18 protein-coding genes are annotated in these 14,052 nt (G+C 46.1%); 6 read left to right on the forward strand and 12 right to left on the reverse strand.

Features of this window, described 5'->3' with window-relative positions; genetic code table 11:
* Window positions 1-62: 62 nt before the first annotated feature.
* On the forward strand, window positions 63-650 hold the full coding sequence (locus CHA6605_RS29860; RefSeq protein ID WP_198288605.1) for an AraC family transcriptional regulator: 588 nt from the start codon (window positions 63-65) through the stop codon (window positions 648-650).
* A gap of 10 nt (window positions 651-660) precedes the next feature.
* On the opposite strand, the gene CHA6605_RS29865 is transcribed toward CHA6605_RS29860, so the two are convergent.
* From CHA6605_RS29865 to CHA6605_RS33415, 6 genes are all read right to left on the reverse strand, one after another.
* Complete coding sequence (locus tag CHA6605_RS29865; protein WP_015328902.1) at window positions 661-1,050, reverse strand: hypothetical protein; 390 nt, start codon at window positions 1,048-1,050, stop codon at window positions 661-663.
* Complete coding sequence (locus CHA6605_RS29870) at window positions 1,050-2,162, reverse strand: aldo/keto reductase (protein ID WP_015328903.1); 1,113 nt, start codon at window positions 2,160-2,162, stop codon at window positions 1,050-1,052. Before CHA6605_RS29870 ends, CHA6605_RS29865 begins: the two co-directional genes overlap by 1 nt.
* Window positions 2,163-2,230: 68 nt before the next feature.
* Complete coding sequence (locus CHA6605_RS29875; RefSeq protein ID WP_015328904.1) at window positions 2,231-3,133, reverse strand: SDR family NAD(P)-dependent oxidoreductase; 903 nt, start codon at window positions 3,131-3,133, stop codon at window positions 2,231-2,233.
* A 134-nt stretch (window positions 3,134-3,267) separates the two neighbouring features.
* Window positions 3,268-4,299, reverse strand: a complete 1,032-nt coding sequence (locus CHA6605_RS29880; RefSeq protein WP_015328905.1) for an alpha/beta hydrolase — start codon at window positions 4,297-4,299, stop codon at window positions 3,268-3,270.
* Complete coding sequence (locus CHA6605_RS29885) at window positions 4,296-4,529, reverse strand: hypothetical protein (protein ID WP_015328906.1); 234 nt, start codon at window positions 4,527-4,529, stop codon at window positions 4,296-4,298. Before CHA6605_RS29885 ends, CHA6605_RS29880 begins: the two co-directional genes overlap by 4 nt.
* 40 nt (window positions 4,530-4,569) lie before the next feature.
* Window positions 4,570-4,776 carry a hypothetical protein gene (locus CHA6605_RS33415; RefSeq protein ID WP_015328907.1) on the reverse strand — a complete coding sequence of 69 codons (207 nt, stop codon included), beginning with the start codon at window positions 4,774-4,776 and terminating at the stop codon, window positions 4,570-4,572.
* Between the two features lie 86 nt (window positions 4,777-4,862).
* Here CHA6605_RS33415 and CHA6605_RS29890 point away from each other — a divergent pair, with 86 nt between their 5' ends.
* The 5 genes from CHA6605_RS29890 to CHA6605_RS29910 all read left to right on the forward strand — a co-directional run bounded on the left by CHA6605_RS29890 (window position 4,863) and on the right by CHA6605_RS29910 (window position 8,711).
* Complete coding sequence (locus CHA6605_RS29890) at window positions 4,863-5,597, forward strand: SDR family NAD(P)-dependent oxidoreductase (protein WP_232432347.1); 735 nt, start codon at window positions 4,863-4,865, stop codon at window positions 5,595-5,597.
* Window positions 5,598-5,619: 22 nt separating this feature from the next.
* The gene (locus tag CHA6605_RS29895) at window positions 5,620-6,315 is read left to right on the forward strand and encodes a 5'-methylthioadenosine/S-adenosylhomocysteine nucleosidase family protein (RefSeq protein WP_015328909.1); all 696 of its coding nucleotides are present in this window, start codon (window positions 5,620-5,622) and stop codon (window positions 6,313-6,315) included.
* Window positions 6,316-6,605: 290 nt separating this feature from the next.
* The gene (locus tag CHA6605_RS29900; protein ID WP_015328910.1) at window positions 6,606-7,139 is read left to right on the forward strand and encodes a Uma2 family endonuclease; all 534 of its coding nucleotides are present in this window, start codon (window positions 6,606-6,608) and stop codon (window positions 7,137-7,139) included.
* A 21-nt stretch (window positions 7,140-7,160) separates the two neighbouring features.
* Entirely contained in the window at window positions 7,161-7,730 is a 570-nt protein-coding gene (locus tag CHA6605_RS29905; protein ID WP_015328911.1) for a GNAT family N-acetyltransferase, read from the forward strand.
* Between the two features lie 198 nt (window positions 7,731-7,928).
* Window positions 7,929-8,711 carry a phosphotransferase family protein gene (locus CHA6605_RS29910; protein WP_015328912.1) on the forward strand — a complete coding sequence of 261 codons (783 nt, stop codon included), beginning with the start codon at window positions 7,929-7,931 and terminating at the stop codon, window positions 8,709-8,711.
* A gap of 27 nt (window positions 8,712-8,738) precedes the next feature.
* On the opposite strand, the gene CHA6605_RS29915 is transcribed toward CHA6605_RS29910, so the two are convergent.
* The 6 genes from CHA6605_RS29915 to msrA all read right to left on the reverse strand — a co-directional run bounded on the left by CHA6605_RS29915 (window position 8,739) and on the right by msrA (window position 13,610).
* Window positions 8,739-9,272 (reverse strand): MauE/DoxX family redox-associated membrane protein, encoded by a 534-nt coding sequence (locus tag CHA6605_RS29915; RefSeq protein WP_015328913.1) that lies wholly within the window; start codon window positions 9,270-9,272, stop codon window positions 8,739-8,741.
* Between the two features lie 46 nt (window positions 9,273-9,318).
* Complete coding sequence (locus CHA6605_RS29920) at window positions 9,319-10,740, reverse strand: NAD(P)/FAD-dependent oxidoreductase (RefSeq protein WP_015328914.1); 1,422 nt, start codon at window positions 10,738-10,740, stop codon at window positions 9,319-9,321.
* Between the two features lie 298 nt (window positions 10,741-11,038).
* Complete coding sequence (locus CHA6605_RS29925) at window positions 11,039-11,566, reverse strand: hypothetical protein (RefSeq protein WP_015328915.1); 528 nt, start codon at window positions 11,564-11,566, stop codon at window positions 11,039-11,041.
* Window positions 11,567-11,709: 143 nt separating this feature from the next.
* Window positions 11,710-12,177, reverse strand: a complete 468-nt coding sequence (locus CHA6605_RS29930) for a MarR family winged helix-turn-helix transcriptional regulator (RefSeq protein WP_015328916.1) — start codon at window positions 12,175-12,177, stop codon at window positions 11,710-11,712.
* 138 nt (window positions 12,178-12,315) lie between these two features.
* Window positions 12,316-12,822 carry a peptide-methionine (R)-S-oxide reductase MsrB gene (gene msrB / locus CHA6605_RS29935; protein ID WP_015328917.1) on the reverse strand — a complete coding sequence of 169 codons (507 nt, stop codon included), beginning with the start codon at window positions 12,820-12,822 and terminating at the stop codon, window positions 12,316-12,318.
* 77 nt (window positions 12,823-12,899) lie between these two features.
* Window positions 12,900-13,610 carry a peptide-methionine (S)-S-oxide reductase MsrA gene (gene msrA, locus CHA6605_RS29940; RefSeq protein ID WP_015328918.1) on the reverse strand — a complete coding sequence of 237 codons (711 nt, stop codon included), beginning with the start codon at window positions 13,608-13,610 and terminating at the stop codon, window positions 12,900-12,902.
* Window positions 13,611-14,052: the final 442 nt, after the last annotated feature.

Below are 14,052 nucleotides of genomic sequence, written 5' to 3' on the forward strand. Positions count from 1 at the left end.
ATCTTTGGTTAGTTCCAGCGGAGCGGTCTGCATACTGGCACTGGGAAAGTACAGATGAAGTAATGCTTTTTATAGTAGATCCAGTCTTTCTATCGCAGATTGCGGCTGAAACACATGGCATAAAGAGCGATCGCGTCGAACTACTCAGCACGGTTCAAGCACACGATCCAAAGCTATTGTCTTTAGCCGTATCATTTCAGCAGGAAATGCAGCAACCGCAGTGGGGAAATCAGCTCTATCTGGAATCTTTAGCCAATCTATTCTGCATTCATCTATTGCGGCACCATTGCGCCCATCAGCCCAAACTGCGCGACTACGAAACCGGACTTTCGCCTTATCGACTCCAGCAGGTGCGAGACTTTATTCAGGCTCATCTCGATCGAGACATTCAGCTTGCTGATTTGGCTGAAACTGTGAATGTGAGTCGTTATTACTTTATTAGATTATTCAAACAATCAACCGGAATTACTCCCTATCAATATCTGCTTCAGCAGCGTATTCGTCGGGCTAAAGAAATACTGACACAGCAGCGGGAAGTAGCGATCGCGGAGATTGCCCTTAAATGCGGATTTGCTAATCAAAGCCACTTTACCGCGCAGTTTGGTAAAGCGATCGGTATGACTCCAAAACAGTTTCGAGCGAGTGTTTAATCAAACCTATTCATTGCCTAAATTGCTCCATCTGAAAGTTTCGCAATAAGTGTGTGGTCAAAACTGTGACGATCGAGGCAACAAACATTTGATTCATCAGTTGTGGTACTTGAATTTCGGTTTGCAGCAGTTGGAGCAGGTGCAAGATGGATGGATCGCTCACTGTTTGGGAGTCGTTGAACGGGAGAGTCAGGGATTGGAACTGTTCTGCCATGTTTAGCTGGATCGCGCTGGGCTGGATTGTCAGATGCAGATGACTAGTGAGCGGGGATGTGAGCATCGGTGAGTCTAGCGACGGATGCGCGATCGCTAAACTCACCACAACATTTGAGTCGGCATCAGGAACCAACTGTAAGCATTCGACTGTCACCCCGTCCCAAGCGGTACGGAGCTTTGACATTATGCAACTCCTGCTCCAGTCGATTGGATCGACCGCTCAGGGGCATAACCGATGGGCTGCTGACCCACCGCGACACCGCCATGAATCATGCCCTGAATTTCGTCGCCAAAAAAGCTGTAGGGGAACTGAGCTTCAGGACGACTGACGCTTTCTAAGCGATCGCACAACTCAGCCGGAATCGTAAAGTCTAGCGCCTTGAGGTTATCTTCTAGTTGCGATAACCGGGTTGCACCGATAATCACCGAAGCGATACCGGGACGATTGGCAGTCCAGTTCACCGCCACTTGAGCCATGCTGCGATCGAGTTCTTGGGCAACCTTTTCCAGTTCAGCAACAATCTTCCAGTTGCGATCGCTAAACTTCTGAAAGGCTGGATTAGAAACGCCTTTGACGGTTTCTAGTCGCCCTTCCCCCGTAGACCCGCCTTCGCTGGGTTTATATTTGCCGCTCAGTAAGCCACTGGCCAATGGACTCCATACCATCACGCCCATGCCCAAGGCTTGCCCTAAATCAATAAACTCGCGCTCGATGTTGCGCTCCACTAGAGAGTATTCCAATTGCAGCGTCGAGATCGGTTCGTACCCGCGCCATTCTGCTAAAGTTTGCGATCGAGCCGCATACCAAGCAGGCGTATCGCTTAAGCCTACATGACGCACTTTACCCGATCGCACCAGATCGTTTAGCGTCCGCATCACTTCTTCCGCAGGTGTAATCGTGTCCCAGGTGTGCAGAATATAGAGATCGATGTAATCGGTTCCCAATCGTTTGAGCGATCCTTCTACGGCTCTCAGAATATTCTTACGTCCATTACCGCCCGCGTTGGGATTTCCAGGTTCAGCGTTGTAAGTAAATTTGGTTGCGATTACGGTGCGATCGCGCAGATTGCGTTCATAGATGAACTTTCCGAGCCAAGATTCACTGGTTCCATTCGTGTACAAATCGGCAGTATCGATAAAATTTCCCCCTGCTTCAGTGTAGGTGTTGAATAGCTGTCGGGCAGTCTCTTCATCCGCTCCCCAGCCCCATTCCGTGCCAAAAGTCATCGTACCAAGGGCTAAACGACTGACCCGTAAGCCCGATTTGCCAAGGGTGTAGTAAGTATTGATAGACATGAATTGATTCCTATTTCAATGCTGAATGATTAATTGCAAAACGAGAGATGTCTTTTGAGTGGCTTTGCCTATTTTGCCAACTCTCCACCAGTAACATCTAAATCCATTCCCGTGATGCTGGTCGCATCATTAGAAGCTAGGAACATAACAGCACGAGCAATTTCGTCAACAGACATAATCCGGGGTGTAACAAAGGTTTTAGCGACTTCCTGAGCATTTACCTTTTGATAGGTAAAGGATTCCTGAAGTTGAGGGGTGTCAACAGCAAGTGGTGAAATTGAGTTAACGCGGATTCCGTACTTCGCATTGGCAAGTGCGACAGCTTTAGTCATGCCAATGATTCCGTGTTTAGAGGCATTGTAGTGTGCAGTATTGGGAAAGCCAGCGTGACCTGCCACACTTGCCATATTAATAATCGCCCCGCGACCCTGCTGGCGCATCTGAGGAATTTGGTACTTCATCGCAAAGAACTCGCCCATGACATTAGTTTGTAAAATGTCGAGAAAATTTTCGGCGGTAATATCTTGAATTTCAGCAGGGGTCATAAAAATCCCTGCATTGTTGAAGGCGATGTCAATTCGACCGTATTTTTTGACTGCCGCTTCGGTAAATTTTTTAACATCCGTTTCATTCCGAACATCGGTTCGCATGTAGGTGGCTTCTCCGCCAAAGGCTTTAATTTTTGCCTCCACTTGCCGTCCTAAATTTTCTCTTCGTCCACAAAAGAAAACCTTGGCTCCTTCTCGCGCAAAGGCGTAAGCTGTCCCTTCACCGATCCCCGAAGTGGCTCCTGTGATTAGAACGACTTTTCCGGCAAATCTGCCATTGGTATTGATTTTAGCTTGGGGAGTAGGAGCTTTTTGGGTATTGGCGATCGCTTCTTCAGGTTTGGAAGATAGAATTTGCGGGGCGATCGCCGCAGCCAATCCAGTTGCTCCAACGGTAAGCATATGACGACGGGATAATGACATATTGACTCCTTCAAAGTTGAGATGGAAATGTGAGTGAGAATGTGAACGATTAGAGGGTTGACTTGCGGCAATTGTGAATGAAGTTTAAAGTATTCGTCATAGATTTATCCCCCTATTTTTCTGCTGCAAGTAAATTACAAAGTCTTTTGAAAATGACTGGTTAAAGCAGTAACGGCTGCGCTAACTTGAGGCTTGCGATCGTAAAAATCCAAGTGATTGCCCTCTGCCCAGACCAATTGTTTCTGTCCGCCCAATTGCTGATAAAACTTACGCGCATTGTCAGGTAATGCCGACCCATTACTATGCACGATTAGAGTTGGCACTTTCACATTCGGCGCGATCTCTAATGAGTTAAATCCTTGCCATTCATGCCACGACATCACGGCAAAGCGATTTGTCCATGCAGGAATAACGCCGCGATCTTTGTTGCCGTAATAGCTAACATCTCCACTCATTGCCGCATTTTTATCGGTTTGAGCATAGGCAGGAACGTAATCTACTTGTCCCGTGCGATCGTATTTCTCCCGTGCCGCCAAGCCCAGAGCGTTTCGGCGTGAGATCGTCTCCCGACCAAATACAGTACTTAATGAGTTGTCGTCATGTAGCCAAGCTGCAACTGTGGCAAAGGATTTAAAATTAGGATCATTTGCCACAGCCTGTGCCATATAGCCCGCGCTAGCACAAATACCCAAACCACCAAGGCGATCGCCATCTACTACTGATAAAGTTTTCAAGAATGATGCTGCATTACGGATATCCTGTACCTTGGCATTAGGGGACTCATACTGACGCGGCGCACCACCACTCTCTCCCCAATAGCGAAAGTCAAATGCAAATGTGGCGAATCCCCGATCTGCCAGTTTTTGAGCATAAACATTAGGCATTTGTTCTTTTACAGTCGTCCAAGCTCCTGTTACGATTACGGTTGGCAGTTTGTCACCAGTTTTGTAGTTAGCAGGGAGATAGAGATTGCCAACCAAAGTTTCGCCTTCGCTTTGGAATGTGACCCGATTGATCCCCGGCTGTAGGGTGCTACGATTGCTCAGTACGTTTGAATTGGAATTTTGTGGGAATGATGTTTGGGAATAGACGGTATGAGCGGTGAGAGCAGCAGCACTACCGACAACAACGAGTGAAAGTGCCCAGAGGCGAGATTGTAATTTCATAATTGGGAGTCCTTAATCAACTGCGATGCTCTTAATGTATCGGTTGAGCTATCGGCAGTGATATTGAATTCTTGCGCGGGTTTATCAAAATCTTGCTCAACCTCAACTTTTTGGCTACGTAGATGGGCTGGCTCTACCAGATCTCCCGTGATAGCTCTTGCATATAGTGCCAGGGAAGCAGAAGATTTTATTTTCAACACCACATCTAGTGCTGGGCTAGTTTCTATCACAGGAATTATAGGAGAACCAATGGGCTAACCGTTATGCTGCTCAAATAAAGTTAGTGTGTACAGTTGAGTCACCGAGTCTGTGAGCGATCGTCGCATAACAACGCCCACGCACGCCGATCGCCGAGAGTTGGTTATAATACAGAGGTTGTCTGCGGCGGGTGATTGGGAACGTTATACGGCTCAGTCTACTGGTGAGGGCAATGGGTGGAAAATCATTATGAGTTGTCAGGATCGTCTGGAGATTCATTAGAGATAATGAAAAACGAAGGAAACTGCAAATGAGTCATGGTGAAATGAGTTATGGTGAAAGACCTATTTAGTGTCGAAAACAAGGTGGTTTGCATTAGTGGTTCAAGCCGAGGGCTAGGTAAAGCGATCGCTCAAGGCTTTGCCGAACGCGGCGCAAAGGTAATCATTTCATCATGGGATCGCGAAGAACTTGAAAATACTAGGCAGGAGTTTAATTCTTGCGGTTTAGCTGTTGAATCAGTCGTTTTGGATGTGCAAAACCGGGCTGACTGTCAACGCTTTGTTTCCACTGCCCTTGAGCAACATGGAACGCTTGATGTCACGATCTGTAACGCTGGAACTGACATCATTAAACCTGCTGAACAATATGCAGAAAATGAGTGGGACAAAATCCTAGACATTAATCTGCGTGGCTACTATTTCTGTGCTCAATTCGCGGCGCAACACATGCTAAGTGTTGGTTGTGGCAGCATTATTATGACTTCTTCGATCGCAGGAAGTGCAGGTATTCCTGGATTGGCTCCATACGCAGCTTCCAAGGGTGGCATCAATCAACTCGTTCGCACAATGGCGGTGGAATGGGCACAGCGAGGAGTGCGCGTCAATGCCGTGGCTCCTGGCTATATCGAGAACATCATGGCAGATGTTCGGTTCGATGCAGAAGATCCCTATCAGCAGCGCGTCGTAACGTTTACACCAATGGGACGACGTGGAACCGTTGATGAATTTTTGGGTGCTTATTTGTTTTTGGCGAGTGATGCCTCTTCTTACGTCACAGGTGAGATCCTATACGTAGATGGTGGTTATCATGCTGCGTAGTACCTTAATGGAATAACTTGATATGATCGAGACTGCTATCCTCACCCCACTTGAAGAAGAGTTATTTGCGCTTGTGAACGCATTGGAACAGTTTGGATTCAAAAAGCACAAATCTCTTTTGGGTAGCTTAGAGATTTTTGAGTTTCATGAACTGAACTTACTGCTGGCATTGGGTGGACACGGTAAGACACAGTTTGGCGTACAGTCACAATACTTACTTTGTCAATTACCCCAAGTCGAATTGCTGATTTGTGCAGGAGCAGCCGGAGCATTATCAAACGAGTTAGAGATTGGAGATATTGTTGCAGCGACTGCAACCGTTGAGCATGATTACAATCTCAAATTTGTGAACCGTCCATTGCCTCGATTTACTGGTACTCCTCAAGTCATTGACACGCTAAAGCAGCTCCCGCGAACAGAGTGGGACTTCCGGTTGCATTTTGGCTTAATTGCGAGCGGAGATGAAGACGTTGTTACGGTTGAGCGAGGGCAAGAACTAGCCTATCTCACGGGTTGTGTTGCAGTCGCTTGGGAAGGAGTTGGAGGTGCAAGATCGAGCCAATTTGCTCAGAAGCAATACGTTGAGCTACGGGGTATCACAGATACAGCAAATCACTGTGCTGCTGCCGATTTTGAAGTGAACTTAGCGAGTGCAATGTTCAATCTTGCTAAACTTATCGTGCGATGGCAAGCAGCGAAAGATTATTGCGCCGTATAATCGGGTAACTGGGAGGTTTTCCCTCCCAGTTACCCAGTTCGCGTCTGATTTAGCAATTCAAGTTCGACAGCAGTGAGTTCGATCGAAGTAGCCGCAGTACTTTTTTAACCAAAAGATTCGAGCGAGCAGTATTCAAATAATTCTAAGTTGGTTAAAATTTCTAAATATTAATTGTATATTAAAATTTCCATTTATTTAAATAAGTTTTTGCTGATAAATTCTATCTAATAGAACAAAGATTACGTTACAATAGAAAGCTAAGAGATACTGTCACCATTCATTCAAATGCAATGCGATCGACCATCGCTAGACCACTCGCTGAATTCCTCATGCAGCAAAATATCGAGGCTTCTCCGGCATGGGAATTTATCAATGGCACTGCCCGCCAGAAAACCATGCCCACCCTCTACCATTCTCGTCTTCAGCGAAACTTAGTCAATTGGATTAATCAAAATACCGATCTCTACGAGGCGATCCAGGAGCTGCGCTGCATCATTTCGCCGATTTCGCCCGTTCCCGATCTTGCGGTAATCGCGATCGATCGTCTTCCTCAAACTGATGGCCCGTTTGAAGGTGCGCCCGATTGGGTAATTGAAATTAGATCCCCCGACCAAAGTATCCTGGATCTACAAAATAAAATTCTCCACTGTTTGACCAATGGTACTCAATTGGCGTGGCTTATCGATATTCAGAGAGAGCAAATTTGGGTGTGGCAGGCGGATGAATTGCCGATCGTCTACGCTGGTACCGACATTTTGCCAGGATTAGCTGGACTTCCCAATATTAATGTTGCAGCAGTCATCGCCATGACTCTGCAACGATAATATCCTCGATAACATCATTTCATGCTTCCTCAATCTACGCTAGAAACGACCAGATCGATCCTGCGCCCCTTATCCCTTGCAGATGTGCCGTCAATCCAACGTGTGGCGAGTCGTCGTGAAGTTGCCGATACGATGATTTCGATCCCCCACCCATATCCTAATGGTGAGGCGGCGCAATATCTCCGAAGACAAATTGCCGAATTTGAGGCAGGGCATTCAGTTTCATTTGCAATCGAGCGCAAATCCGATCGAGCATTTTGCGGAGTTATCGAGATTCGAGATATTGAGACAGAGCATTCTCAAGCTGAATTGAGTTTTTGGTTAGCAGTTGAGATGTGGGGACAAGGATATATGAGCGAGGCATTAAAGCCGATACTTCGCTTTGGATTTGAAGATTTAGATCTCAATAGACTCTATGCTTATCACATGAATAGAAATCCAGGATCGGGCAAAGTATTGCAGACAAATGGGTTTTTACCAGAAGGGCTGCTGCGTCAGCGAGTCCGAAAATGGGGAGTGTTTGAGGATGTAAAGTTATGGGCAATTTTGCGAAGAGATTGGCAGAGCGAAATGGCATCACAACCTAGCTAGAGTTGACTGTTGCAGTCGATCTCGGTGGTGGAGCAGAGGTTGCTCAGAGCCGCTCAACCGAAACGTTAAGCGACTCAGACTATCGATCGGTGCCAGTATTTAAAGATTGCCTGTCAAATATTAATAGACTTGTTGCTTGCTAAGATCGCAGGAATTAGAGCAGATGTGTAAACCTCAGAATTAGTGGAAAGCACTGGGATGAAGATTATCGACAGTCAAAACAGTGATGTTGCCATCTTAGGTAATATCGTAATTCGCCGCCCTCGCCATGCTGAAGCGATCGCAGGAGTTTGTCGAGAAGCTACAGTTTTGCCGCTCCTTCGAGATCGGCTCATTCTGCCAGTTCCCCACATGCAATTAGTAGAGGTTGGAGACGAAATCATTACACTTCATCAACAACTTCCTGGCGAACCGCTCTGTTCGGTGCAAAATCTTAACGACTCGATCGAAGAGCGTCTAGCAACTCAGCTTGGTAGTTTCTTGAAGTCTTTACATGAGATCGAGCCAGTTGTCTTGAGTAATATCGATCTGCCTCAGATCGATCGCCGATGGTGGACAAATTTGCTTAATAAAGCAGAGCGATTTGTTTTTCCCAAGGTGGCTTCGACAACTGCCGAGCTGTTGCGTTCTCAAATTCAATCTCATATCGAGCAACTGCCAAGCCTACCTTGTGTGCTGAGACACGGTGACTTTGGTTCGAGTAATATTTTATGGGACGGCGAGAAGAATATCACTGGGATCGTAGACTTTGGTTCATTAGGATGGGGCGATCCTGGTTGGGACATAGCAGGACTTTTCGTTAGTTATGGTAGTTCGTTTGTCGAGCGGCTGACATCAACGTACCCAGCGATTGACTCATTGCTGGAGCGATTGCCTTTTTATGAATCGAAATTCGCTTTGATGGAAGCAATTTTCGGTGCCGAACATTCGGATCGGGAAGCTCTCAATTCTGGATTAGATATGCTTAAGCAGATCGTCTAACATGTTTCAAGCAGCCGCAGTTGAACTCTAGAGTTCGGCAGAGTGCCCGCTGCCTGGAAATTCATCGGCATGAGCAAGATCGTATTCAGCCGAGCGCGCTCTGCGTTGACTCATTTTCTTGGCATACCGATCGTATGCAATACAGATCCACACCAATGTCATAAAGAAAATGTTTTTATTAAAGCTTTCCGCCGCATTGGGAAATAGAGTTCCCGCAGGGACGACACCAAAGGCGAGAATAATACTAAAAGTCAAGAGGATCAGTAGCAATCCCGTCCACTCGATCCAGAAATTAAACGCGAATAAGGCTCCTAACACAATTTCTGCCAATGGCAACAACCAGCCATAAGGCACAGCGATAAGATCGGGCAATGGGCCAACTCCCTGCCAGCCAGCGGGGAATGGCCCCCACAATTGGAGTTTTTGGGTCAGTACGGTTTGATAGAAGCCATTTTTAATGCTGAAGTTGAGATAGTTGGAAATACCAGAGACAAAGAAAAATAGTCCGAGTACGACGCGATTGACAGTGACAGCGGTATGGAGATTGTAGATAGTTTTCATAGCAAGATTCTCGTGTAGGAATTTTGGATTTTGGATTAAAATCGCCTTATTTTTTAGGTGCCATTCGATCGAGTAAAGTTGGCATCCCTGTCGAATTCATCTGTTGTTGAAACTGTGTTGGTTGGGCGGCACGCCAGATCAGCGGCGTGGCGATGAGGACTCCGGCGGCGATCGTCGCCATACCTGAGAGCCAAGGCGTGCGACCCAATCTTTGGGAGTGAAAAGGTTGATGCTGTTGAAAAATTTCGTCAGTCAGCCAATCGGCAGTAACTTTGACATTGCGCCAGATGGTGGGTAGTAATTCGAGATAGGTAGCCGTGCGAATTAAATGTCCTGGCTGACCTTTGATGGGGAATTTATCGAACAAGTTGGCAACGCCTTCATTTAGCCCCAATTTCATTAAAGTGCCCCGCAGATGTACCATAGCTGGTGCTAGGGGTTTGCCCTCCTCGATCGCTTGTAAATTGTGGGCGATCGCTTTACCTTGTTGATAAGCAACTTGAGCGGTAGGCGGTTGCGGGTCGTCACGATTAGTAGCGCAGTCTCCAGCAGCAAACACCTCTGGAAAATCGGGCAATTGCAACGTCGGGGTGACGAGTAATCTGCCCCGTCGATCGCGATATTCCGGCTTACTAATGGGTAATTCCATCAATAACGGATGAGGTGAGGTTCCGGCTGTCCAGGCAATCGTGCCAGCTTTGATGGAGTAGGTACGCTCGCCCCGTTTGAACTCCACCGCATCGGGGTGAATGGCGGCAACTGCGGCATCGAATAGTAATTGTACGCCCCGCTGCTTGAGCGCACGGTAGGCATTAGAGCGCAATTTGCTATTGATATCGCCTTTGAGCAGTTCGCCGCTGCGATTGATGAGTATTACCCGCACTTCATCGACATCGCCACCGAGATCTTCGTACCACAGGGGCAATAAATCGCCCAGAGTGCAGGCTAATTCGATCCCCGCAGGCCCTGCTCCAATAACGGCTACCGTCAGTAACGGACAACGTTCCTTGGGGTTTGGAGTCATTACGGCTCGTCGCAATTGCGCTTGTAACCTGTCGCGTAAAGCGATCGCCTCTGCACCAGATGTCAGCGGCAGTGCATACTCCGCCGCGCCAGGGGTCTCCAAGTAAGTCACCTTACTACCCAATGCCAGCACCAAGCGATCGTAAGCATAATCTCGTCCAGAAGCCAATACAACCTGCTGGCGGTGCAGATCGATCGATTTTACAGTGTCTTGGACGAACGTAACACTCGATTCGGCAAGCAAGTCGGTATAGCGCGGATGAACTTGGCGAGGGTGCAGTTCGCCGCTGAGTAGTTCGTAGAGGAGTGGTTTAAAACTAAACCGATCTTCTCGATCGACTAACACGATCGGTTGTTGGTAGTTTTGACGGCTCAGATGCAGAGCCGTAAATAGCCCGACAAAACCACCTCCCAAGATCAGAGTTGGATTGGATTTCTGGTTCATAGTTGGAGCAGAGGTACAATACCATTTGAATCTGCTGTTAGTATGACTTGAGAATCCAGGCGGTGAATGATGAGGAGCTAAACATTAGCTGAGAAATTCGAGAGATTATACTTATAATATATTCAGCAATTTCTCAGGAAAAACTCAGGTTGTGAGTTTGTAATTAGTAACGATCTAAATATTTTGAGAAATTAAATAATCTGAACATAAGATTTGCAGCTATTTCTCGAATAAAACATCATCCGATCGATAAGTAGCGATCGATCGCTGTTTTGAGAGGCTGCTACTTTTCAACCAATTAATCTGCACTAACTTGACCTTTTGCCGAATCCGGTCGTCTTCCCCAAGGTTTGAGTACCGAAATCCCAATGATGAAAGCCAGAAAAAGAACTTGAATTATCGTTCCAATCAACACACCCTTAGCATCAAATTCATACACTGGATTACTCCACGCTTGCAACCCCTCTTGCGCTGATATTCGTTCGGCAGCATTACCCCACGGAAATAGCCAAAACGTTCCAAAGACAACCAATCCAGTCGTTAGCACCCACTTCGTTATCACCCAATAAAACTTGGTAAATCCATAATTTGTCGTCCAGCACAAAAACGTTGCTGTCACCACCGAACCAATGGCAGCAGGAATGACGATCCAATCATCTAGTAGATTAATCGCGGAATCTAGTGCGTTCAATACAGCTCCATCGGCTGATTTGGTATTTCGCAGTGAGAGCAGAAACATACTCAAGACGGCTCCCGTCCACAATGCCGCAAAACCAACGTGAGCTGAGAGCAACCAGTTTTTTTGTTTGATACTGAGTTTTGGCATTTTACCTCCTAAGTTAGTGAAATTCGATTGTCACGAATATCTGTTGCCCGTACCGCACGATTCAGGTCAAGCAATTAATTAATATATTGATAGTTAATATATTAACTAATTAGGTAAAGGTCAACCCCCGACCGATCGCGTCGTTAGCTAAAATTTTGAGCGATCCGATCGAGGAGATCGATAATAGTGGCTTGTTCGGCTGCTGACAAGCGATCGGTCGCTTTGGCGATAGTTTGTGCGCCCAGTGGTGGGAGAACGTACATTAGTTGTTTGCCTTCATCTGTGAGCCAGACTCGGACGATCCGGCGATCGTCTAAGTTACGCTGTCGATACACGAGGTTACGCTCTTCCATCCGATCGACTACTCCAGTTAGCGATGCACCGAGTTGTTTGAGTCGATCGGCAATGCCTGTAGTTGAGAGACCGTCTTCTTCCCACAAGCAGCACAAAACTAAGTAGTGAAATGGAGTTAAGCCATAGGGTTCGAGCCGCTCTAGAAAATCTCGATACATCAGTTGGGATGTGAGCTTCAGTTTATGACCTAAGTTGTAAGGAGCTAGAGCGTATCTCCATTGCTGTAAAAAGTCGAAATTTGAGGATGAGCTGGGCATTTAGGTCGAGGTTAATTTATCAGCCAGATCGTTAACGTATTAACTATTTTATGTCGATGGTTCTACAAATAGCCTTAATTCATCACCTAAGCTAAAACCTCAATTCGATCGCCAGACTTCAGACTAGCCAGACCCCACTCAAATAAGATTAGAATCAATGATAAACTTCATCGCAACTCCATTCATGCAATAGCGTAGTCCAGTCGGTTTTGGGCCATCTTCAAATACATGTCCCAAATGCCCCCCACAGCGACGACAGTGAACCTCCGTTCGAGTCACACCGAATGATGTGTCTACCGAAGTTTTAACGGCATTAGCGATCGGTGCATAAAAACTCGGCCAGCCAGTACCGCTTTCAAACTTGGTTTCGGAAACAAACAGCGGCAAATTACAGCCAGCACAAGCAAATTTACCCTGACGGTGTTCTGCCGTTAGCGGGCTAGTACCAGCACGTTCTGTACCCTCTTTTCGGAGTACCTCAAATTGTTCTGGAGTCAGAATCTTGCGCCACTGAGCTTCAGTTTTTGTTACCTCAAATTTACTGGAAGTTTTGGCGATCGATTCAGATTTTCTGGACGAGAAAAATAGTGCGCTAGCCGTACCGATCGGTACGAGCGAGGCAAATAATAAAGTTCGTCTGTTCATTGTAATTAGTTAGTTGATGGAACGATTTCACAAAGTGGATGCTACGCGAATGGGTCGCTAGAAGCTCGATTAAAGCTCTAACCTTTTTTTATCAGGTTGGGAAATTGCTGACGCAGTTGTGCGAGTTTTGGTAAATCGAATCTGACGATATAGGCTTGAGTAGGATTGCGGACGATAAAATTCTGATGGTATTCCTCAGCGGCATAGAATTTAGTTAATGGTACTACTTGGGTCGCAATCGGTTTGGGGAAAATGCGAGATTTATTCAGCCTGTCGATATAAGCTTTGGCTACTTGCTGCTGTTCGGGATTATTGAAAAATATTGCCGATCGATATTGAGTACCGCTATCGGGTTCTTGACGATTTACTTGAGTCGGATCGTGGGCAATTAGAAAATAAATCTTTAATAACTGCCCATAAGAAATTTGTTGGGGATCGTAAGTAATTTTGACTGCTTCGGCATGATCTGTCATGCCAGTACTGACGAGATTGTAATTAGCAGTTACCGCAGTGCCGCCAGAGTAGCCAGAAACGACACTAGAAACACCTTTAAGATCCTCGAATACTGCTTCTATGCCCCAAAAACAGCCGCCAGCTAAGACGATCGTTTGTTCGCCTTTAACTTTAGTTGCGGGAATATCGACTGGCGGATCGATTTTTATTCCTGCTAATATGACAGGAGCCGAATCAGCAACAGGGCTAGATAAAATCGCGTGCGGAATGCCATAGGCAACTATGATTAGTGACAGAATCGAGAGGCTAAATAGAAACGGATATTTATATGTCATGGTGGGAAAATTATTAAGTGTTAGATGGCTTGAATTTAACTATTAATTGTGTTTTCTGGTTCCAATAGCAAAATATCTGCAAATGATTGAGTTTTGATAAAGTCCTAGTTGGACATACAAACTTAAAGTCCGATTGAAATCATTTACTAGCAGATTTATCGATTCTCCACTGGAGAGACTACTCGTAACAGAGGAGTCGAAGTACGCCATTGAGATAAGTGCTTGTGAATGATTCATCGGCTTGTCAATCCAAGTATCTCTGACAAAAACACAATTTCTCTGAGAAAAAACCAGGAATTATCTAAATTTATGCTGAGATTTTTCTCCTGTTATTCTCAGCAAATTCTCAGATTGTCTTGCTATAGTCTCTCTGGAGTTGCTCTCAGCAAAATCGGGTAGAATGTAGCTGTCGCTACATTCTACCCTCAAGATTTTCATGGAC

This window comes from Chamaesiphon minutus PCC 6605 (genome assembly GCF_000317145.1).
GTDB lineage: Bacteria > Cyanobacteriota > Cyanobacteriia > Cyanobacteriales > Chamaesiphonaceae > Chamaesiphon > Chamaesiphon minutus.